Annotated in this window: 15 protein-coding genes; 6 read left to right on the forward strand and 9 right to left on the reverse strand. The window is 59.4% G+C overall.

Annotated elements, in window-relative coordinates; all coding sequences use genetic code 11:
- Nucleotides 1-125: 125 nt before the first annotated feature.
- The 5 genes from H1B37_RS30455 to ilvD form a co-directional block, all read right to left on the reverse strand.
- Nucleotides 126-764, reverse strand: a complete 639-nt coding sequence (locus H1B37_RS30455; RefSeq protein WP_436299073.1) for a class I SAM-dependent methyltransferase — start codon at nucleotides 762-764, stop codon at nucleotides 126-128.
- Between the two features lie 433 nt (nucleotides 765-1,197).
- Nucleotides 1,198-1,644, reverse strand: a complete 447-nt coding sequence (locus H1B37_RS30460; protein WP_182871065.1) for a Minf_1886 family protein — start codon at nucleotides 1,642-1,644, stop codon at nucleotides 1,198-1,200.
- A 75-nt stretch (nucleotides 1,645-1,719) separates the two neighbouring features.
- The gene (locus tag H1B37_RS30465; RefSeq protein WP_286178387.1) at nucleotides 1,720-2,637 is read right to left on the reverse strand and encodes a PSP1 domain-containing protein; all 918 of its coding nucleotides are present in this window, start codon (nucleotides 2,635-2,637) and stop codon (nucleotides 1,720-1,722) included.
- Nucleotides 2,634-3,620: a WD40 repeat domain-containing protein gene (locus tag H1B37_RS30470; RefSeq protein WP_182871066.1), complete on the reverse strand. Its 987-nt coding sequence runs from the start codon at nucleotides 3,618-3,620 to the stop codon at nucleotides 2,634-2,636. Before H1B37_RS30470 ends, H1B37_RS30465 begins: the two co-directional genes overlap by 4 nt.
- A gap of 78 nt (nucleotides 3,621-3,698) precedes the next feature.
- Nucleotides 3,699-5,375 (reverse strand): dihydroxy-acid dehydratase, encoded by a 1,677-nt coding sequence (gene ilvD / locus H1B37_RS30475; RefSeq protein ID WP_182871067.1) that lies wholly within the window; start codon nucleotides 5,373-5,375, stop codon nucleotides 3,699-3,701.
- 150 nt (nucleotides 5,376-5,525) lie between these two features.
- Between ilvD and H1B37_RS30480 the strand changes: the two genes are divergently transcribed.
- Nucleotides 5,526-6,227 carry a 3-keto-disaccharide hydrolase gene (locus H1B37_RS30480; RefSeq protein ID WP_286178388.1) on the forward strand — a complete coding sequence of 234 codons (702 nt, stop codon included), beginning with the start codon at nucleotides 5,526-5,528 and terminating at the stop codon, nucleotides 6,225-6,227.
- Between the two features lie 76 nt (nucleotides 6,228-6,303).
- On the opposite strand, the gene H1B37_RS30485 is transcribed toward H1B37_RS30480, so the two are convergent.
- The gene (locus H1B37_RS30485; RefSeq protein WP_182871068.1) at nucleotides 6,304-7,338 is read right to left on the reverse strand and encodes an aldose epimerase family protein; all 1,035 of its coding nucleotides are present in this window, start codon (nucleotides 7,336-7,338) and stop codon (nucleotides 6,304-6,306) included.
- A 61-nt stretch (nucleotides 7,339-7,399) separates the two neighbouring features.
- On the opposite strand from H1B37_RS30485, the gene H1B37_RS30490 reads away from it, so the two are divergent.
- The 4 genes from H1B37_RS30490 (at nucleotide 7,400) to H1B37_RS30505 (ending at nucleotide 11,826) form a co-directional block, all read left to right on the forward strand.
- Nucleotides 7,400-8,551 carry a tRNA dihydrouridine synthase gene (locus tag H1B37_RS30490; protein ID WP_182871069.1) on the forward strand — a complete coding sequence of 384 codons (1,152 nt, stop codon included), beginning with the start codon at nucleotides 7,400-7,402 and terminating at the stop codon, nucleotides 8,549-8,551.
- Nucleotides 8,548-9,816, forward strand: a complete 1,269-nt coding sequence (locus H1B37_RS30495) for a nickel-dependent putative hexonate epimerase (protein WP_182871070.1) — start codon at nucleotides 8,548-8,550, stop codon at nucleotides 9,814-9,816. The genes H1B37_RS30490 and H1B37_RS30495 overlap by 4 nt, the downstream gene beginning before the upstream one ends.
- 400 nt (nucleotides 9,817-10,216) lie before the next feature.
- Entirely contained in the window at nucleotides 10,217-10,693 is a 477-nt protein-coding gene (rimI, locus tag H1B37_RS30500) for a ribosomal protein S18-alanine N-acetyltransferase (protein ID WP_182871083.1), read from the forward strand.
- A gap of 47 nt (nucleotides 10,694-10,740) precedes the next feature.
- Entirely contained in the window at nucleotides 10,741-11,826 is a 1,086-nt protein-coding gene (locus H1B37_RS30505) for an exonuclease domain-containing protein (RefSeq protein ID WP_182871071.1), read from the forward strand.
- A 257-nt stretch (nucleotides 11,827-12,083) separates the two neighbouring features.
- Here H1B37_RS30505 and H1B37_RS30510 read toward each other — a convergent pair whose 3' ends face one another.
- Nucleotides 12,084-13,313 (reverse strand): DUF1015 domain-containing protein, encoded by a 1,230-nt coding sequence (locus H1B37_RS30510; protein ID WP_182871072.1) that lies wholly within the window; start codon nucleotides 13,311-13,313, stop codon nucleotides 12,084-12,086.
- A gap of 579 nt (nucleotides 13,314-13,892) precedes the next feature.
- Between H1B37_RS30510 and H1B37_RS30515 the strand changes: the two genes are divergently transcribed.
- Nucleotides 13,893-14,627 carry a hypothetical protein gene (locus H1B37_RS30515; protein ID WP_182871073.1) on the forward strand — a complete coding sequence of 245 codons (735 nt, stop codon included), beginning with the start codon at nucleotides 13,893-13,895 and terminating at the stop codon, nucleotides 14,625-14,627.
- Nucleotides 14,628-14,632: 5 nt separating this feature from the next.
- Here H1B37_RS30515 and H1B37_RS30520 read toward each other — a convergent pair whose 3' ends face one another.
- Entirely contained in the window at nucleotides 14,633-16,054 is a 1,422-nt protein-coding gene (locus tag H1B37_RS30520) for a DUF1501 domain-containing protein (RefSeq protein WP_286178392.1), read from the reverse strand.
- Between the two features lie 49 nt (nucleotides 16,055-16,103).
- Nucleotides 16,104-20,150, reverse strand: coding sequence for a DUF1553 domain-containing protein (locus H1B37_RS30525; RefSeq protein ID WP_182871075.1), 4,047 nt, complete (start codon nucleotides 20,148-20,150; stop codon nucleotides 16,104-16,106).
- Nucleotides 20,151-20,397 lie beyond the last annotated feature (247 nt).

Below are 20,397 nucleotides of genomic sequence, written 5' to 3' on the forward strand. Positions count from 1 at the left end.
GCCCTCGATTGCGAGCCGATTTGTGTAGACACCAATGCTTCCGAGGGAGGTTGCGTTCTTCACTTGGTGCGCATGTAATCACCGCGCCGTCGACCGCCCGGAAGGGCCGTCGTACACACCAGTCGTCACTGTGCCGCTGCGGTTCCGATTCGCTTGAGCACCTGGTCGGTCGGCTCGGGCTCGATCGCTTCCAGGGGGCTGTCGTCGCGGGCGAAGAACATCAGGTGTTGCCAGGGCAATTCGTTGTACTCGCGCACCAATTTGAAACCGTTCGCCTGATACTCTTTCATGATCTGGCGTTTGGACATCTTGTGCAGCAACTTGATCGGCACGCTCGGGTCTTCCTTGCGGTATTCCAACAACGCGACCACTCCGGTCGGCGTCAGCGAACGGCGGATCTCCCACAGCATCGATTGCGGATGCGAAAACTCGTGGTACACGTCGACCATCAACAGCAAGTCGATTTCGTTTTCCGGCAACTTAGGATCGTCGATCGTCCCCAGCACCGGACGGATGTTTTTCAGGCCAAATTGATCGGCTCGTTGACGAAGTTTTTGCAACATCTGCGGTTGGATGTCGACGGCATACACCGCACCTTCTTCGCCGACCTTCCTGGCCATCGGCAAGGTCCAATAGCCGTTGCCACAACCGAGGTCACAGAGCACCATGCCCGGTTTGAGATCCAGTTTTTGAAACGACTCCGACGCGTTCTCTTCCTGGTCCCGTTCCGGTCGCACCAACCAGGACGCTCCCAGATGGCTCATCGGTTTCGCGACGACGCGCCCCAGATAGCTCTTCCGCGCCTTCTCCTTCGGTTTCTGCTCGTTCGCCGTTTCGTCCGCCGGCCGAGCCTCGGATTCGGTCGACGCTGCCCGCTCTTCAGCCGCCGGTTGGACCGCGGCGTCTTGCGCTTGGCATGGCGACGGAAGCAGAACTCCGGTGACAAACGCCAGAGCAACAAGCGAACAAGCGGAAACGCAAGACGTCGGAAAAACGCTTGAACACAGGGCTGGGCGAGAGAAGGTCATAGAATGCGCGGAGGAAAAGACGCAGCTTCTGGGAAACTTCGTCGGGGGGGGAAAGAGAGGTAACCGAACCGACGATTCGCCTGGACGAGACAATCGTAGCTACCTTCGCCAGAAGGTGGATCCCCGGTTGGTTCTACGCTCTGGCGAGCGCAGCTACGACAGCGGGCGACTAACACTCCAGATCGTCGACCAGTTTGGGCAAGGCAAACTCGGGCTCGAAGGCCCCTTCAAAGGGGTAGACGTCATCAAAGTCTTCGCGTCGATCCGATTCACTCTTGCGCATCTGTTCGATGCGGATCAGATTGTAAACGATCTCGCCAAAGTCGCTGGTCGATTTGATCCCCCACGACCCCAGCACCATGCTGCCCAGGTAACCGTACTGGTCGATGGCGTAACGACGACAGGCTTCACAAAGCTGCTGACCGGTGATGTGTTTGGGACGGCCCTTGGAGAGCGAGTCCCCCGAAACGGTCGCCTGTGTCAATTCGGGCAGATGTTCGTGGGCGAACTGCAATGCCTCACGAATGAACTGATACGCTTCGTATTTGTACCGCGAATCCTCCTTCAACAACTTTCGCATTGCTTGGAGGGGCGAGTTGGTCAATTCGTTGCTCATGTCACGGTCTATCTTGATTTGATTGTTGGCTCTGTCATCACATCATCACCCCTACCATCATTCCCAGACCGTCTGTCACGAGTCCTTGGATCCACCCTTGCGTCCGCCGCGGCGGTTTTTTGCCGGTGGCGGAGCCTTGGTCACGCGAACGACTTGGTCGACACCCAACAGTATCCTCCGATTGTCATCCGTACGCACCATCAATTGTTGCGAAAGAATGTCGTGAGCCAAGACCGCTGCATTGCCTTCCCGGGTCAAAATCTCCGCCCCGATCGGCGGCAATTCGGCTGCCAATTGCTCATAGGTCTCAAATTCATAGCGTAAACAACACTTCAGCCGCCCGCACCGCCCGGAGATTTTGGTCGGATCGAGGGTTGACCGCTGTAGTTTAGCCATCTTCATCGACACCGGCGGCATCTTGCTCAAAAACGTCGCACAGCACAATGGCTGGCCACAGTCACCGTAGTCGGCCAGCAGTTTCGCTTCGTCGCGGACCCCGATTTGACGCATTTCGATCCGGGTCTGGAATTCTGCGGCCAGATCACGGACCAGTTGGCGAAAATCGACGCGTCCCTCGGCGACGTAATAGACGACGACCCGTTCTCCACCCAACAGGCGTTCGACGTCGACCAAATCCATTTTCAACCGCCGCGCATCGACACACTTTTGACAAATCGCCAAATCGTCGCGTGTCTGGCCCTGGATGTGTTCCCACTGGTTCAAATCATCGGCGGAAAGTCGCCGGATGATCTTGCCCGCAGTCGGCTCCTGCATCGCCTCCAACGCGTTGGGCGTTGCCTCGCACAACACCGTCGCGATCTCGGTCCCTCGCTCGGTTCGCGCCACCACTCGGTCGCTGTAACGAAACGGTTCGCGTGCACTGAGCACGCCCAGGATTCGCATCGAACCGAAGCGGGCGACATATTCCAGGGGCTGTTTCGGTTTCGTTCGTTCGGTTTGCTCTCGACTTGCCGGGGACTCCGGACGCGTCATTCTTTTGCCTCAGCCGGTTTCGCCGCGACGGGTTTCCATGCCCAACGTTGGCCGGCGGTGACGATGCCGTTCTTGCGGGTTCCCACCAGCAATTGCCCTGAGCCGCGGAAACACAACGCCCACACGCCGCTTTCGGCACCGATCGTCGACACGCTGCCGCCCGAAGCGAAATGGATCTTTCCGCTGACTTCCGAAGCGGCGATTTGCCCCGCGTCGGAAACCGCGATCCGTGTGATCCAGTCGGTCCCCTTGGCGATCGATTCCGGTTTCGCTTCCGGCTTGGCTTCCACGCGGTACAGGTTTCGGTCGGCCGAGCCGACGATCAACGACGTGTCGCTTTCGTACGCCACGCACCAAGCGGTCTCCTCGCCGACGGCCGCACTGCCCACGCTTTCCAGTTCGGGCCACTTCAACAGGTGCACTTTGCCGTCGCCATCGGTCGCTGCCAATTGCGTCTTGTTCGGCGAGAAAGCGAGCGAGGTAATTGAGGCCGGACTAAGTTCGACCGATTTGGACACCTTGGCGTCGGCGATGCTCCAGGCGAACAGTTTTCCGGATTCGTTCCCGGCAACGATCATCTGGTCATCCGGCGAAACGACGATCTTTTGGCACCAGCGTTCAAACACCGCCTCGTGCGTCGTCGGCGTCTTGGAGGCAACGTCATAGATCACCAAGTTGCCTTTGTAGTCGGCGCTGGCGATCGTCTTCCCGTCCGAGGTGGCTGCCACGGACCACACCGCAGCAGGGTGCTCGTAAAGCGGTTCCAAGTCGCCGGGCGCGTCGGGTTGGAACCGCGACACGGTGCCTGGACGCAGCAACAATCCGGTCGCGGTGCCGGCAACAAAGCTCCCGTCACCGGCCGCCGCGATCGACGTGATCCACTGAGATTCGGCGTCCACCGCCTTGCCGCCGCCGGAATCGTCCGCCCGGGCAGAAATGGTGACCAGTCCGACAAGCAACGCGGCGAAAAGACGAAGTTTCATAATTCGCATTTAGAGCAAGGAGGGAATCGAAGGGGGGAATCAGAAAGGTGCATTGTAACGCTTTCTGATCCTCGCATCCTACTCGTCGGTCACGCAACCCTCACTGGCCGTTTTGACGGTCTTGATGTACTTGTACAGCGTCCCACGCTCGGCCTTCAGCGGCGGTGCGGTCCAAGCCGATTTCCGCTCGGCGAGTTCTTCGTCGGTCAGCGCGACGTCCAACGCGTTGGTTTCTGCGTCGATCGTGATCGAGTCGCCGTCGCGAAGCAATCCGATCGGGCCGCCGAGTTGGGCTTCGGGGGTGACGTGGCCGACGATGAAACCGTGGCTGCCGCCGCTGAATCGCCCGTCGGTGATCATCGCGACGTCGGACCCCAATCCGGCCCCCATGATGGCGCTGGTCGGTGTCAACATTTCGGGCATGCCGGGACCACCTTGCGGTCCTTCATAGCGAATCACCACCACGTCGCCTTTCTGAATCTTCTTTTCCTCCAGCGCCGCCAACATGTCTTCTTCGCTGTCAAAGCAGCGCGCCGGGCCGGTGAATTTCAGCCCCTCCTTGCCGGTGATCTTTGCCACCGCACCCTCGGGCGCCAAACTGCCTTTGAGAATTCGAATGTGGCCGCTGGGTTTGATCGGTTTTTCCACCGTGCTGACGATCTTTTGACCTTCTTTCAGCCCCGGCAACGACTCGACGTTTTCAGCAAGTGTCTTTCCGGTCACGGTCAAACAGGATCCATCCATCAACCCCTTTTCCAACAGGTACTTCATCACCGCCGGCGTCCCACCGATGGAGTGCAAGTCTTCTTGGACAAACCGACCGCTGGGTTTTAGATCCGCCAGGTAGGGAATCCGATCGCTGACCGATTGGAAATCATCGATCGAGAGCGGCACACCGACGCTGCGCGCCATCGCGATCAAGTGCAACACGGCGTTGGTGCTGCCGCCAAGTGCCATCACGGTGACCATCGCGTTTTCGAACGCGGTGCGGGTCATGATGTCGCGCGGCTTGATGTCTTTCTTAAGCAATTCCAAGATCGCTTCACCGGCCTTTCGGCACTCGTCTTTTTTTTGCGGGTCTTCGGCCGGGGTGCTGGCCGAGTAGGGCAACGACATGCCCAACGCTTCGATCGCCGTGGCCATGGTGTTGGCCGTGTACATGCCGCCACAAGCGCCGGCACCGGGACAGCTTTTCTCGACGATCTCTTGACGTTCATCGTCGCTGATCTGGCCGGCGATGAATTGGCCGTAGCACTGGAACGCGCTGACGATGTCCAGCTTTTCACCGTTGCGGAATCCGGGTTTGATCGTGCCACCGTAAACCATGATCGCCGGACGATTCAAACGCCCCATCGCGATCAAACATCCCGGCATGTTCTTGTCGCAGCCCGGCAAGGCGATCAGTCCGTCATACCACTGGGCGCCCATGATCGTTTCGATCGAATCGGCGATCAGATCGCGACTCTGCAACGAATAACTCATTCCGTCGGTGCCCATCGAGATCCCGTCGCTGACGCCGATGGTGTTGAAGCGCATTCCGACCATCCCGGCCGCTTGAACCCCTTGCTTGACCTCGGCGGCCAAATCCAGCAGGTGCATGTTGCAGCTGTTCCCTTCGTACCAGACGCTCGCGATCCCGACCTGGGGCTTGTCCATGTCCTCGCGGGTCATTCCCGTCGCGTAAAGCATCGCTTGGGAGGCACCCTGACTTTTCGGTTGCGTGATCTTGCTGGAGTATTTGTTCAGCTGGGACATGGTTGACGGCGTTGAAGGGGGGGAATGTTAGAAGACGAAAAAACCGGAACCGATCGATTCGCACGGAAGGGCAAAGCGTTATTATCATGATCGCTGCCCGTTTCACAATCCGCCGGACTTTCGGCGTTCCCCGCCATCGGAATCTCTCCCATGCCCAGCGTTCTGCTGCCCTGCGTTTCGCGTTCCACGTTTCTGCGCGGTTTGTCGTCTGCAGCCGCCCTGGCGACCGCAGTGTTGTTGCCGGCTCTTGTGATGCCAGCGGTCTCGTCAGCCGCGGACACATCCACCGACGACCAGGTTCAGCTGTTCGACGGAAAATCACTCGACGGCTGGAACGGCGACGAAAAATGGTTCCGCGTCCAAGACGGTGCGATCATCGCCGGCAGCGCCAGCGAAAAGATCCCCGCCAACCAGTTCCTGTGCACCAACAAGACCTACCGCGACTTTGAATTGACCGTCGACGCGAAACTGGTCGGCCAAGGTAGCAATGCCGGCGTCCAGTTCCGCACCAAACGGATCCCCAACGATACCGAAGTCATCGGCTACCAGGCCGACATCGGATTCATGCCCAACGGCACTTGCTGGGGCGCGTTGTACGACGAATCACGACGGCGAAAGTTCTTGGCGGAATCTCCCGAGGTCGCGATGAAAGCCGTCCGCCGCGGCCAGTGGAACACCTTAAAGATCATCGCCCGCGGCGACCGGATCCAGATCTTTCTGAACGGCGTCCAAACCGTCGACTACACCGAACAAGATCCCGAAATCGAACGCGACGGAGTGATCGCATTGCAAGTCCACAGCGGACCACCGCTGGAGGTCCACTACCGAAACATCAAACTCAGGGAACTGTGAAAGAATGTGGGATAGGCTTCCAGCCTGTCATTCACAACACAGTTCGACAGGCTGGAAGCCTATCCCACACCCGACCTCACTGCACGCCGAAGCGATGGATGGTCGTTTCGGACATCGCGTCGCCCGGCCGCAGCAGGGTGCTGGGGAAATTCGGCTTGTTGGGGGCATCGGGAAAATGCTGCGTCTCCAAGCAGAACGCGTCGTGGGATCCGTTGCCGCCGGTTTCCGGCCCGCCGCCGAGATGATTGGCGGTGTACAGCTGGATGCCCGGCTGGGTCGTTTCAATCTCCAGCGTTCGCCCCGATTCCGGATCGACCACCAAGGCCGCCGTGCGTAGCTGGCCGGGTTCGCCACGGACGATGTAGCAGTGGTCGTAGCCCTTGGTTGCCGGCAATTGATCGACGCGATCGCCCAGCGGGGTGGGGGTTCGAAAATCCAGCGGCGTCTCGGCCACGTCGTTGGACTGGCCGGTGGGAATCAAGTCGTCATCGACGTCCAAGTACTGATCGGCCTGGATAGTCGCGACGTGGCCTTTGGCCGTTCCGGATCCGGCCCCCCGCAGGTTCCAGTAGCTGTGGTTGGTCAAATTGACATGCGTCGCTTGGTCGGTCGTCGCCGAATAGACGATTTTCAGCTCATCGGCGTCATTCCAGCTGTACTCGGCGATCGCCTGGACGGTGCCGGGAAAACCGTTGTCCCCGTCGGGGCTGGTCAAACGGAATCGCACGCCCACCGATCCGTCCTGCTCCAGTGTTTCGGCGGACCAGACCTGGTAGGAAAAATTCTTGTTCCCGCCGTGCAGTTGGTGTTTTCCGTGATTGACGACCAGAGCATACTCAGTGCCATCGATCGTGAATTTCGCGTTGCCGATCCGGTTGCAGAACCGACCGACGCTGCTGCCAAAATACGGGTGGCCGGCAACGTATCGATCCAAATTGTCAAAACATAAGTTGACGTTGGCCAAGGTGCCATCGCGATCGGGAACCTCGACGTCCAACAGCGTGGCGCCATAGTTCATCACACTGACTTTGTGACCGCTTGAATTGACGAGCGTGTAACGGGTGATCGGCTGATCGTCGGCGGTTCCGAAAGAGGCGGTTTCGATCTTCATGTTCGTTGGGCTATCGTAAAATGACAATTCGTCAGCAAGGTTATTCAGAGAACGCAACATCATGACCGGTCCGCTTGGGGAATTGAATGGGGGCACCCTTCACACCACCGATCGTCACGTCGGTCCCGGCCGGTCCGCGGCCGCGACCGCATCCCCGAATCGGTACCGGGAACTGAAGATCGGCGACGTCGCGATCGGATTTCCGGTCGTCCAGGCGGCGTTGAGCGGTTACAGCGACTTACCCATGCGGGTGATCGCGCGCCGACATGGCGCCAGCTACAGCGTCTGTGAAGTGATGCTGGATCAGTTCCTGTTGGCGCTGGGGAAACGGCAAAAGACCAAGCACTTTTTGGACATCCACCCCGACGAACACCCCGTCGGCGGGCAATTGATGGGGGCCGAACCGGAACAGTTTTCGCTCGGGGCTCTGAAATTGGTCGAAGCCGGGTTCGACATCATCGACATCAACTTCGGCTGCCCGGTGAAGAAAGTCTTGGGACGATGCCGGGGCGGATTTCACCTCTCCCAGCCCAAGGTGGCGATCGAAATCCTGCAGCGGACGCGCGACATCGTCCCAGCCCACATTCCCGTCACCGTCAAAATGCGTCGCGGCATCGACGATTCGGCGGAATCGCGGGACGCGTTCTTCGAGATCCTGGACGGTGCACGTGACGCCGGACTGGCTGCCGCCACCGTGCACGGACGGACGGTCGTGCAACGCTACGTCGGACCGAGCCGTTGGGAGTTCCTGAGTGACGTTAAATCCCACGTCGGAGAATCGATGAAGATTCTTGGCAGCGGCGACTTGTTCTCGGCGGCGGACTGTTTGCGGATGATCGATCAAACGGGGATCGACGGCGTCACCGTCGCCCGCGGCGCGATCGGCAACCCCTGGATCTTCCAGCAAGCCCGCGCACTCGCCGCCGGACGGCCGCTGCCCGAACCGCCCACGCTGTTTCAACAAGCCGCCGTGATGCGCGAGCACTTTGCACTGTGCGAACAAACCTATGGCGAAGCCCGCGCCCCCTTGCTGATGCGAAAATTCGCCATCAAATACAGCCAGTCCCATCCCCAATACGAAACGGTTCGCCTGTCGCTCGTTAAACTCAAGACGCGAGCCGACTTCGAAGCCGCACTTCAACTCCACTACGGTAACGACGGCCCCGGGCGGATGATCCCCCGTGATTGCCACGGCAGCCAGGAAGAAAAATGACCACCTACTTTGAAACCGGCAGCGAAACGACATCGCTGACCTCCGACGACCTGCGAGCGGCACTCGAAGAAACGTTTGCCAAGATCGGCCAGCCGAGCAAGGCGTTGCTGTTGCCCCCGGACCACACGCGACTGTTCAGCCGCGCCGGCGAGATCACCGCGCTGTGCCACGAAATGCTGGGCGAGCGTGTCGCCGACATCATGCCCGCCCTGGGCACCCACAGTCCGATGAAACCGGAACAGCTTTCGCACATGTTTCCCGGTGTGCCTTTGGACCTGTTTCGACCGCACCGCTGGCGAGACGATGTCGTGACCCTGGGAACCGTTCCGGCGTCCTTCGTTTCCGAGGTGACCGGCGGGCTGTACAACAAACCCTGGAAAGCGCAAGTTAACAAGATGCTCCGCGATGGCGGACACGACCTGATCTTTTCCATCGGCCAAGTCGTCCCGCACGAAGTCATCGGGATGGCCAACTACAACAAAAACGTCTTCGTCGGGACCGGCGGGGTCGAAGGGATCAACGAAAGCCACTACTTGAGCGCCGTCTACGGCATCGAACAAACGTTGGGACAGGCCGACACGCCGCTGCGACAAATCCTGAACTACGCCCAAGACGAATTCTGCAAAGGGATGCCGATCGTTTATGCGTTGACTGTGATCCAGCAAATGCGCGACGGAACACTTCACACCCGCGGGCTGTACATCGGCGACGACCATGAAACATTCTTCAAGGCCGCCGAACTGGCGTACAAGGTCAACATCACGCACCTGGAAAAACCGCCGCAGCATGTTGTCGCCTACTTGGATCCGTCCGAATTCAAGAGCACGTGGCTGGGCAACAAAGCGATCTACCGAACCCGACTGGCGATCGCTACCGGCGGACGGCTGACGATCCTCGGCCCCGCGGTAGAAGAATTCGGCGAAGACAGCGAAATCGACCGTCTGATCCGAAAGTATGGCTACCGCACCAAAAACGAGATTGTACAGCTGGTTGCCGAAAACGAAGACCTGGCCGCCAACCCATCGGCCGCCGCCCACCTGGTCCACGGCTCCCACGAAAACCGCTTCGAAGTCGTCTACGGGGCCGGAAAGCTGTCGGCCGACGAAATCGCGTCGGTCGGGTACACGCCCGGCGACATCAATCAGCTGATGAAACGCTACGACGTCAGCAAGCTGACCGACGGTTGGCACACCGACGTCGACGGCAGCGAATTCTACTTCATCCAGAACCCGGCCCTAGGGCTTTGGCAAGCTGAGTTGAGTTGAGCGAAAAATAATTTTGGGTTTCCTGGATTTTCGCTAGCATCCCCCCATCCGACCCGTTTGAATTTGGATAGGTCCATGGGAAGAGCGCAGCGCCCTCGATGATTGATCCGGTTCGTCACGGGATCCGGTCGGGGCGGGGCACACGCGCCCTGAAAACATGCAGTGAGAGCGAAGAACGCGCCAATCGGAAAGACTTCACAATCTGTCTTGGTTCCTAACGGGTCGTTTGCTATTTTCCCCGCACACGGCAAACGACGCGATGATCGGGACGATTTGCTGGTTTTGTTGACGCATTTTTCGGATTGCCGGCTGCGGAACGTGGTCGGGTTTCGTCTCGCTGGAAAGGAGCCCAGAAGTGAAACAAACCAAAGAAACTCCGGTCTGCGTGCACATCCGCTGGATGATTCGCCGCGACATGCCGTCTGTCCTTGCGATCGAACAGAACTGTTTCGAATTCGCTTGGACCGAGGAAGATTTCATCCGCTGCTTGCGTCAACGCAACTGCATCGGCATGGTCGCCGAGAAAGACGACGAGATCGTCGGCTTCATGATCTACGAATTGCACAAGAACCGATTGCACATCCTGAATTTCGCCGTCCACCCCGCCCAACGCCGCAACGGCGTCGGCAATTCGATGTGCAGCAAGCTGTTCGGCAAACTGTCGCACGAACGACGCAACCGCATCATGCTGGAAGTTCGCGAAACGAACTTGGACGCACAGCTATTCTTCAAGAATTTGGGCTTCCGCGCGATCAGCGTCCTCCGTGATTTCTACGACGACACCGTCGAAGACGCCTACCTGATGCAATACCGCTACCACCCCACCGCCAGCGAAATTGCCCAACCGGGAAACCGCATCTCACGCCTGGCCGGCTGACTCGCCCGCCACTGGGAAATCACGCCCACTGTCCGTAAACTTTCGCCATGGCGTTCCTGGCAAACTTTACGGCAATCGACTTCGAAACCGCGAACCGACGGCGCGACAGCGCCTGTCAACTCGCGGCCGTGGTGGTTCGTGACGGCCAAATCGCCGACGAACGGATGTGGATGATTCGTCCCGACCCGTTCTTCTTCTCCCCCGGCAACATCCGCATCCACGGCATCAAGCCCGCCGACGTTCAACACGAACCCCACTTCGGCGCACTGTGGGACGAAATTGCGGATTTCCTGGGCGATGACTGCTTGATCGCCCACAACGCACCGTTCGACATCGGCGTCCTGATCGGTTGCCTGCAACGACACCACTGCGCGATCCCAGAATTGCGGTTTTCCTGCACCCGGCTGATCGCGCGTCAAACTTGGCCCGACCGCCGACGGTTCGGGCTCAAACCGCTGTCTGATTGGCTGGGCGTCCAATTCAAGCACCACGATGCGCTGGAAGATTCTCGCGCGTGCGCCAAGGTACTCCTGGCGGCCGGCATCGCTCGCTCGGCCGAATCGATCGAAGACCTGGAAGCCAAACTCCGCATCGTCCGCGGCAAAGCGGGCGAGTGGGGCGTCAGTCACGCGGCAAAGAAAGGCCGCCCGAAGAAGTCGACCGCCAAGCGAAAAACCGACAAGGGGCTCCCCAAACGCACCCTTCGTCGCGGCAGTGGTTTGTCCCTGCCGCTGCCCGCCAACCCCTTTGACGAACGGTCCTTTGACGAACCGTCGCAACGCTCGGGCGTTCGCGAACCATCGCCGCTCTACGGAACCGCCAGGACCGTGGCTCAGGCCCCCCAACCCTCCGAGATCGATTGGCAACGTTTATCGATCCGCGCGGAGTTCATTCAACCGCTGCGTGGAAAACAGATCGTCATCGTGGGGCAACTGCGAGTCATCACCAACGATCAAGCGATCGAGCTGACGCGCCGCGGCGGCGGCGTTCACCAAGCCGAAGTCGATGAAACCACCAACTGCGTCGTCATCGGCACCTCCGATGTCGACCGTCAGAAAGTGGACCAACTCGCCGCCCGAAAGGAATTGCAAGTCATCAGCGAGTCCGAATTCCTCACCCTGATCGGACTCTAGCTGGACAGCGCCTTACGGAAGAAACGTGCGGCGCTGGGAATTCACCCTCCCTGGAGGCAGGAAGATTTTGAAGGCAAGAAGATTGGCTTGACGGAATGGAAGCGGATCGGAACTGTCCAGCCGACACTCCGTCGGTCGCCGATCCGTCGCTCAGGCGGCTGCAACGGACACCGGCCTTCCATGACTCAACGACGCTGCCCGCGTTTTCCGGCCATCATTCTGCCCCGAATCATTCTGCCCCCCATCGTTTTGCCCCATCAATCCAACAAGTGCGTCAGCAATCCGCTCCGCAACTTCGGCTCGAACCACGTGCTCTTGGGCGGCATCACTTCGCCGGCATCACTGACCGCCATCAATTGCTCGATCGATGTCGGGAACATCGACACGGCGAACGCCCACTCTCCCGAATCGACCCGTTTTTCAAGCTCCTTCGTCCCGCGGATGCCGCCGACGAAATCGATTCGCGGATCGGTGCGGACGTCTTCGATCCCAAAGATCGGGCGGATCACCCGCTGTTCCAAGATCGCCACATCCAGGCTGTTGATCGCGTCGTGGTGATCGATCGAATCGGCGGGAACACGTAACCGCCACCACTTGCCATCCAGGTAGATGCAAAACGTCCCGGCGCGATCCGGAACCGGTTGCGTCGTTTCCTCCAGAGTGCCGACCGCTGCCAACCGCTCGCGAATCTGGTCAGGCGTCTGATCGTTCAGGTCCTTGATGATTCGGTTGTACGCCAGGATGTTCAACTGGGATGCGGGGAACAACACCGTCAAGAACCAATTGTATTCTTCGTTACCGTTGTGATCCGGGTTGGCCTCGCGACGCGCCTTTCCGGCCCTCCAGGCGCTCGCTGCCCGGTGGTGCCCGTCGGCCACATAGAACTCCGGCACGGCGGTCAGCTTGGCGACGTAGCCGGCGGATTTCTCGATCCTCCACACCGTATGCTGCACCCCATCGTCGGCGGTGAAATCGTACAGCGGGGTTTCGCGGATCGCAGCGGCGACCAACCCGTTCAGGTCGGAGTCGTCGCGATAGGTCAAAAACACCGGGCCGGCGTGGGCGTTCAGCGTCATCACGTGTCGGGTCCGATCGTCTTCCTTGGCCGGTCGTGTGAACTCGTGCTTCAAGATCAGGTTGTTTTCATAGTCCTCGACGTGACAGCAGCAAACGACACCGACTTGGCTCTTGCCGTCCATGATTTGCCGGTACAGAAAAATGCACTCCGCGTCGTCCTGCTGCAGCACCCCGTCGCCGATCAACCGCTGCAGGTTCTCGGCGGCCTTGGCGTAGATCGCGTCGGCATAGGGATCCGTGTCCGCGGGCAAATCGATATCGGGGCGGACCACATGCAAGAACGAATCGGCGTTGCCTTCGGCGAGCGAGGCGGCTTCTTCGCGATTGACGACATCGTAGGGAACGCTGGCGACCTGAGCGGCCTTTTCCGCGGTGGGGCGAACGGCACGAAACGGTTGAACGCGTGGCATCGGAGGACTTTTGTATCGCGAGGGAGATCGGGGAATTCGAGATCAGAAACGCGAACGTTATACGCCCCCAACCGCCTTTTTGCGACACCCCCGCCCGGCGTGCCAAAGACAGCGTCGCATTCCCGATCAACGCCGGGTTCCTGCGAGAAATGTCATCGATTCTTAGCGACGACTTCCCGCTTCTCCGAGGCAAAGAGGAGGGGTCAAAAAATTTGTTGGTCAAAAAATAAACTCTGCCCGCCCCCCCTCCCCGCCAGCACTCCCATTTTTTGACCAACCCATTTTTTGACCAACCTCCAACCGGTTACGAAACTTCACGTGATCGCAACGAATCGAAAACCGGCACGGCGGTTCCACAGTGCTGTGGAGAGCCATTGTCACAATCGTTCTCCCCGCAGGCGGCGGAGCGTTGCTCCCCGGGGAAGGGACGCTGCGTTTCCTTGCGGGAACAGCTGAGGACAGCGGTTCCACAATTTGCACTGTTTTGCGGTTTTCGAATGACAAATGCTCGGTTTGCACGTTCTAAAGCTACCCTTGGTATGACCTCGCAAGACGCCGTCACGAAAGCCTTCTCCGACCATGCATCGAATCCCTCTCCTGTTTGTTTTCTTCGCCGCCTGCTTGGCGACCGATTCCCCGCAATCCGTGTTCGCTCAAAATGCGAACTTGAAGCGATTTCAACAGCAGCAACAACAACTGCAGCGGCGGATGGATCAGGCGGTCAAGGACGCCGCGAAGAATCAGCCGGATCTGCCCAGCGATCCCGAATTGCTGTCGCTGCACAAGGAATTCATCGTCAAAGCGGAAAAGCTGGCCGGGGAATACGAACGCAAGAAGCAATACGACAAGGCACGGGAGGTCTTTGAGGCGATGTCGCGTCTGGTGCCCAAGTACCCCGAGGCCGAGGCGGGCGTGAAACGGATGCTGCAGATGCAGTCGATGCGGGATCGTCAGGTCGTCCGCGTGGAAGCATCGGGCGGCTGGCAAGATTCCGGCGCTCAGCTGCAAAAGGGCATGCCGGTGCACGTGGAAGTCAAAGGCACTTGGAAAGTCGTGTTGGAAACGGGTCCCGAGGGCGTGGAGATCCCGGAAAAGATGAAACCGCGTGACTCCCGCATCAAACTGGGCACACTGATCGGCGTGATCGCCTCCTCGCCCGGTGACCTCGAAACGGCCAAGCCTTTCGTCGTCAAAAACGGCGGCGATTTCGTCGCGGACAAATCCGGACGTTTGTTTTTAAAGATGTTCGACATCGACCCGACCGACAACCAGGGCGAAATGATGGTGCTGGTCCAAAGCACGTTTGGGAAGTGATCGCGTTAGCCCAGGATATCCGTGAGGACGTTGCCGAAGACGTCGGTCAGCCGCATGTCACGTCCGCTGTAGCGATAGGTCAATTTCTCGTGATCGACGCCCAACAGATGCAACACCGTGGCCCACAGGTCATAGACCGTGCAAGTGTTTTCAACAGCGTGGTAGCCCAGTTCATCGGTCGCACCGTAGACCGTTCCGCCTTTCACCCCGCCGCCGGCCAACCAAACACTGAACCCTTGTGGGTTGTGATCGCGTCCGTTGCTGCCTTGTGAAAACGGCGTCCGCCCGAACTCTCCGGCCCAAACGATCAACGTTTCCTCCAACAACCCGCGTGCCCGCAAGTCCTTGATCAAGGCGGCGATCGGCTGGTCGACTTGAAAGCTCATCGCCCGGTGTCCTTTCTCCAAGTCCCCGTGCTGATCCCAGGGATTGGCGGCACCGCCGGCACCGATGCCCTTGGTCAAGCAACTCAGTTCCACAAACCGGACGCCACGTTCCACCAATCGTCGCGCCAGCAGACACTGTCGCGCATACGCTGCCTTTTCTGGATCGCTGGAATCCAATCCGTATTGGCGTCGGGTCAACTCGCTCTCGCCGCCGATGTCACACAGCTCTGGGACCGACGTCTGCATGCGGAATGCCGTTTCGTAATTCTCGATCGCCGCTTCGACCTGCGCGTCCCCACCGGTATCGCTTAGGAATTGTTCATCGAACGATTTCGCAAACTCCATTCGCCGACGCTGGTCGTCTCGCAGTCCGCGTGGGCGGATGTTGCGGATCGCTTCGGCTTGATCCGCTTTTAAGATCGACCCTTGGTGTTGTGCGGGCAGGAATCCGCTGCTGAATAAACTCAGTCCGCCGTGCGGCACGACCGCACTGCCGCTTTGCAGCACCACAAACCCCGGCAGATTCTCATTCTCGCTTCCTAAGCCGTAGGAACACCACGCCCCCGCGCTGGGATGCCCCATGAACGGAAATCCGGAGTGCATCACGAAGTTGCCTTGGGCGTGTTCATTGACAGCCGTGGTCATTGACCGCACCACGGCCAGCTCGTCGGCGACCGAAGCGATTTCGGGAAACATGTCGCTGATCGGCATTCCCGATTCGCCAGAGGGTGTGAATTTAAACGGGCTGGCCATCACGTTGCCGTTGCGATTGAACTGCGTCCGTTCCACTTGCACCGGCATCGGTTGCCCGTGCAGTTGTTCCAGCTTCGGTTTCGGATCGAATGAATCGACATGGGAAACGCCACCGGACATGTAGCAAAAGATCACATGTTTGACTTTCGGGGCGTGATGAAATCGCCGCAGCGCTGCGCCGGCGGGCAGCACCGGTTCCCCCTCGCTCTCGGACGTGTCGCCGAACCCCCGACCGTGCATCATCGCCGTCAGCGCCGCCGCACCGAACCCGGTCGAGCAGCGCTCCAAAAAGCACCTTCGCGACGGCTTCGAGCCCACGGGAATCATTGAACGGTGATCAGCGGACATAAATGAACTCCTTGAACGACAACAACGCGCGGGCCAGTTCCGACCAAGCCTGTCCCTCGGGATCGAATTCTGACAGCGGAATCGATTTCAGTTGACGGTTCAATTCAGCAAGCGACGCACGGTCCCGTTGCATCTCCGTCCGTTCGACTTCGGTCAGTTGATCCAGCAGCAACTCTTCGGAATCGTACGATGCCGAGTGCTCGGCCGATGCGGCGATCTGGTCTGGCGAAAGCGCTCGGTCATAAAGCCTGGCCTCCAAAATCGTCCCGGAAAGCAGGCGGTTTCCGACAGCCGGCAAGTGACGCACCCCGAAACCGACGATTGATTGTCCGGCGGCAAACGAAAGCGGACCGGCACTGCGATACGATTTTCCGTACGGTTGTCCGTTGCGGTAGCCGGTGATCAGACCGTCGGCATCATAGGTGATCGCAAAATGCACCACCTGGGAATCGGCCAACGTTTCCTTTGGTCCGTCGAATGGCTCGGTGCGTCGAAAACTGTTGCTGCCGGCGAGCCATTGGCGGGCATCACGCTCGGCGAACACGATGGCGTCAAAATTAATTCCGTCAGGTGACTGCAATGTCATCGCGCCGCCGGCACGTTGATCAAGCGACGCCAATTTCAGCCAAACTTCCATCGTCTTTTGCGCGACCGGGGTTGCGATCGGATCGGTCACCGCATAACCGCCGTTGCGGACGATCAATCCGTGTTGATTCTGGACGGCGCCGCCCTTCAGCGTCACGTTTGCGCTACCAACCCGATCCTCCAATCCCTCGGTAAAGTCCCAATGACCGATTGGATCGGGGACGTCCGTCGTTGGCGGTGCGTCGTTCGTTTCGGCGCCTTCGGCCAGCCTTTGCCGGGCGCCGTCCCAGCGTGCGTTGATGGCGGATTCGACGCGTTTGACTTGTGATTCCAATTCCGACCTTTCGCGACCGCGGCGGTCAAACTCCGAACGCATCTCGGCGACGAACGCTTGGGATTGGTCAATTTCGCGTTCAGTCGGCTCTCTTGAGAACGCTTGCAGAAACAGCTGCGAGATCGCCCCCGCATCGCCCTCGGTTTCGAACGTCGCTTGTGTTCGGCGTGTCCAATCGTTGGCGATGTTTGTGATCTGGGCATCGTTCATGATTGCGAGCGATTGAGCCGGAACGTTCGTGACATCGCGTCGACCGACACTGCTGAAGGGTTCGGGAAAGTCGAACGCGCGCAGAAACGGATCCAGGTTGTTGCGGATCACACGCACATAGACACTGCGGCGCGGCGATGAGGCAGGGACCGGCGGACCGCCCAGTCGGTCATCCAAGTTGCCGGACACACTGAGCAACGAATCTCGAATCGCTTCGGCTTCCAATCGACGCACGTTTGCCCGAGCCAAGTACACGTTTTCCGGATCCGCTTGCTGAACGCCGGGCAAGGGCATGGACGAACGTTGCCACGTTTCCGATGACACGACCAGCCGGATCAAATTCTTGATCGACCACCCCTCGCGGGCGAAACGCGTCGCCAAGTAGTCGAGCAATTCGGGATGGGACGGCGGATTGCCCAGGCGTCCAAAATTGTCGGGCGTGGACACCAGTCCGCGGCCGAACAGGTGATGCCAAATTCGATTGACGATCACACGCTTCGTCAGCGGATTATCGTCGCGCAACAAATCCTCGGCCAATTCAACGCGTCCGCTGATCGGAGACTCATAGGGGCTGTCATCGATCACTTCGAGAAACCGCCGCGGCACAGGATCGGCCAAATGCTTGTGGCTACCTCGAACCATCAGCGGTTGATCGGTTCCCACGGACTCTTCCAGCCCGGGGACGCGCGTCGGAACGGGAATCTCGTTTTCCAAGCTCCGGTATCGGCTGACCAATGCGCTGAGCCCCGGAAGCCGTTGCAAGGAGTTCGGCAGCGCGCCGGTGTGCAAACAATCATCCAACAGGATCGCTTGCTCGTCGGTCATCGAATCCGACCGCCATCCCTTGATCGCCGCTTCGATCGCCGATTGCAGTTGCGTCTGCACGTCGGACCAGTTCTCGGGCAAGTCCGCTTGAGCATCCGCGATGACCGCCAAGAATCCTTCGTCAGGGGAAGGGGGAACCGGGCGATCCTTGTCCGTCACAACAATCCGCCGCACGCCGAACCAAGATCGCGGTTGATTCGACGTTAACAACGGCGCGTCCATCGCAGTTGCCAACTCCAAATGAATTGAGTCACCGCTCCAGTACGAAAGATCGTATCGCTGGAATCTCCAATCGGCATTGAGACGCGTGACCGGGTACACGGTTCCGGTGCGCGGATAGTCCTGGACGACGTACCGCAAACTCGCATCGTTCTGCCCGGTCACTTCGGCAACCACGGCCTGGTTTTCCGCCAACTCGAAGTCGGGCGACGTCAGCCGTCCGGGATGCTTCGTCGAAAGACCGTGGGTGTAGACACCGGCCGGATAGATGCCGGCCAAGATCCCAGAATCGTCGCCGGCGATGGAAAACTGCCCGGCCTGTGACGAGCCCTCCAGTCCGAGCCCGTACGAATGCCATTGCCGGCTCGCATCCTGGTCCGCCAAGTCCCAATGCGGCGAATCCGAAACGTGAAAGAATGATTCCACCACCTCGCGTCGATCCAGCTGTTGGTCGGCGACCCGTTGCCAAGCATCCGAAAACGACCTGCCACCGGCGATCGATTTGCGGACCTGATCGAGGGCACGCACCACGCCGGACGGCTTGTCGGATTTGGCGTCGGGTTCTACGAATCGCTCGGCTGCCGTCGCGGCCTCGCCCAACCAACGCTCCGCCATTGCATCGCGCAGCTGCAACTTCAACTCGGCCAGCCTCGCGCGGTGAAGTTCCTGTTTATCCTTCACATCGACCACGTTGCGTCCGGGCCGGCAGGACGCCAAGATACCGAACAAGGCGTAGTAGTCCGCTTGGCTGATGGCATCAAACTTGTGGTCATGACAGCGGGCGCAGGAAACGGTCAGCCCCAGGAATGCCTTGCTAAAGACATTGATTTCGTCGTCGATGAACCGCACCTTTTCATCCAACGCGTCGGTCGGTGCGAAGCCATGAAACACCATTCGCCAGTGCGCCGTGCCGATCGCCGATTCGTTGATTCCCAGTTCGGTGTTGATTCTCGGCTCGGGCAACAAGTCGCCGGCGATGTGTTCCTTGAGCAGTTGATCATAGGGAACGTCTTGGTTGAGCGCACGGATCAAGTAATCGCGATAGTGCCACGCATTTTCAATCCCCGGGTCGCCTTCACTGCCGTGGGATTCGGCGTAGCGAATCCAATCCATCCAATGCCTCGCCCAGCGTTGACCGAAACGGTGGCTGGCCAGTAGCTCGTCGATCAATTCGCCAACCACCGCGTCTCGGTCCACCGCGGTTTTGATGCGGCGAGTCCAGGTGGTGGCGTCTTCGGGTGACGGTGGCAATCCGACAATCGCGAACGACAAACGCCGCACCAACGTTGCGGGATCGGCCACCGGTGACGCCTGTAAGCCGTTGGATTCAATGGCGGCATTGATGAAGCGGTCGACCGGGTTTGCGGAGTCATCGTCGGCGGGGGGCTGAACCGCGCTGATCGGCTGAAGACTCCACCACTGTCGCCGTCGCTGCAGCGTTTGCGCCCATGAATTCGATTCCCGAAGTTCGTCCCCGGAGGGCGGTTCGTCGCGTGGATCGGGCAAGCCGATGCGAATCCAACGTTCAAAATCGCGCACAACCTGTTCGTCCAGTTTGGGGCCGCCTGCGGGCATCTCCAGCCCATCGATCTCGTGCCGCAGCACCTTGATCAGCCGGCTTGCCGCCGGATCGCCGTCGACGATCACGGCGCCGCCGTCACCTCCCCGCAGCAGCGCCTCGCGGTGATCGACCACCAACCCGCCTTCGGCCGAATCGGTCGCGTTGTGACACTGGTAGCAGTGTTCGACCAACACCGGACGGATCTTCGATTCAAAGAATTCACGTTCCGCTTCGGTGATCGTGTTCGCAAGGCCGTCGGACGTGAAGCAACCTGCCAACAGCAAGATGAAGACGAAACGCATTGAGTTCTCAAGCAACGTGGTGTGGAGGAATCCGCAATCGTTGGTGTCTAGCCTTTAGGCGACTCCCGGTCGCTGCGAAGCTGCGAAAGTGGCGGCTAAAGCCCAATACCACCTTCTTTCGATTCCCGAACTGAGCCTTCGGCGCTAGCCTCGGGCCTTACAAGTCTGGCATGGTAATCCAAGGCCCGCGGCTAGCGCCGTCGGCTCATAGAGTAGGTGGTATTGCCCAAAAGCCTGAGCACCACCA

The sequence above is a fragment of the Stieleria mannarensis genome (assembly GCF_014154935.1).
GTDB lineage: Bacteria > Planctomycetota > Planctomycetia > Pirellulales > Pirellulaceae > Stieleria > Stieleria mannarensis.

Bases quoted from the DNA above. Each gene is read 5' to 3' on its own strand.
- H1B37_RS30505 (WP_182871071.1), top strand. From the start codon at position 10,741: ATGGCGTTCCTGGCAAACTTTACGGCAATCGACTTCGAAACCGCGAAC.
- ilvD (WP_182871067.1), bottom strand. From the start codon at position 5,375: ATGTCCCAGCTGAACAAATACTCCAGCAAGATCACGCAACCGAAAAGT.
- H1B37_RS30525 (WP_182871075.1), bottom strand. From the start codon at position 20,150: ATGCGTTTCGTCTTCATCTTGCTGTTGGCAGGTTGCTTCACGTCCGAC.
- H1B37_RS30455 (WP_436299073.1), bottom strand. From the start codon at position 764: ATGAGCCATCTGGGAGCGTCCTGGTTGGTGCGACCGGAACGGGACCAG.
- H1B37_RS30485 (WP_182871068.1), bottom strand. From the start codon at position 7,338: ATGAAGATCGAAACCGCCTCTTTCGGAACCGCCGACGATCAGCCGATC.
- H1B37_RS30480 (WP_286178388.1), top strand. From the start codon at position 5,526: ATGCCCAGCGTTCTGCTGCCCTGCGTTTCGCGTTCCACGTTTCTGCGC.
- rimI (WP_182871083.1), top strand. From the start codon at position 10,217: ATGATTCGCCGCGACATGCCGTCTGTCCTTGCGATCGAACAGAACTGT.
- H1B37_RS30465 (WP_286178387.1), bottom strand. From the start codon at position 2,637: ATGACGCGTCCGGAGTCCCCGGCAAGTCGAGAGCAAACCGAACGAACG.
- H1B37_RS30510 (WP_182871072.1), bottom strand. From the start codon at position 13,313: ATGCCACGCGTTCAACCGTTTCGTGCCGTTCGCCCCACCGCGGAAAAG.
- H1B37_RS30470 (WP_182871066.1), bottom strand. From the start codon at position 3,620: ATGAAACTTCGTCTTTTCGCCGCGTTGCTTGTCGGACTGGTCACCATT.
- H1B37_RS30495 (WP_182871070.1), top strand. From the start codon at position 8,548: ATGACCACCTACTTTGAAACCGGCAGCGAAACGACATCGCTGACCTCC.
- H1B37_RS30490 (WP_182871069.1), top strand. From the start codon at position 7,400: ATGACCGGTCCGCTTGGGGAATTGAATGGGGGCACCCTTCACACCACC.
- H1B37_RS30515 (WP_182871073.1), top strand. From the start codon at position 13,893: ATGCATCGAATCCCTCTCCTGTTTGTTTTCTTCGCCGCCTGCTTGGCG.
- H1B37_RS30460 (WP_182871065.1), bottom strand. From the start codon at position 1,644: ATGAGCAACGAATTGACCAACTCGCCCCTCCAAGCAATGCGAAAGTTG.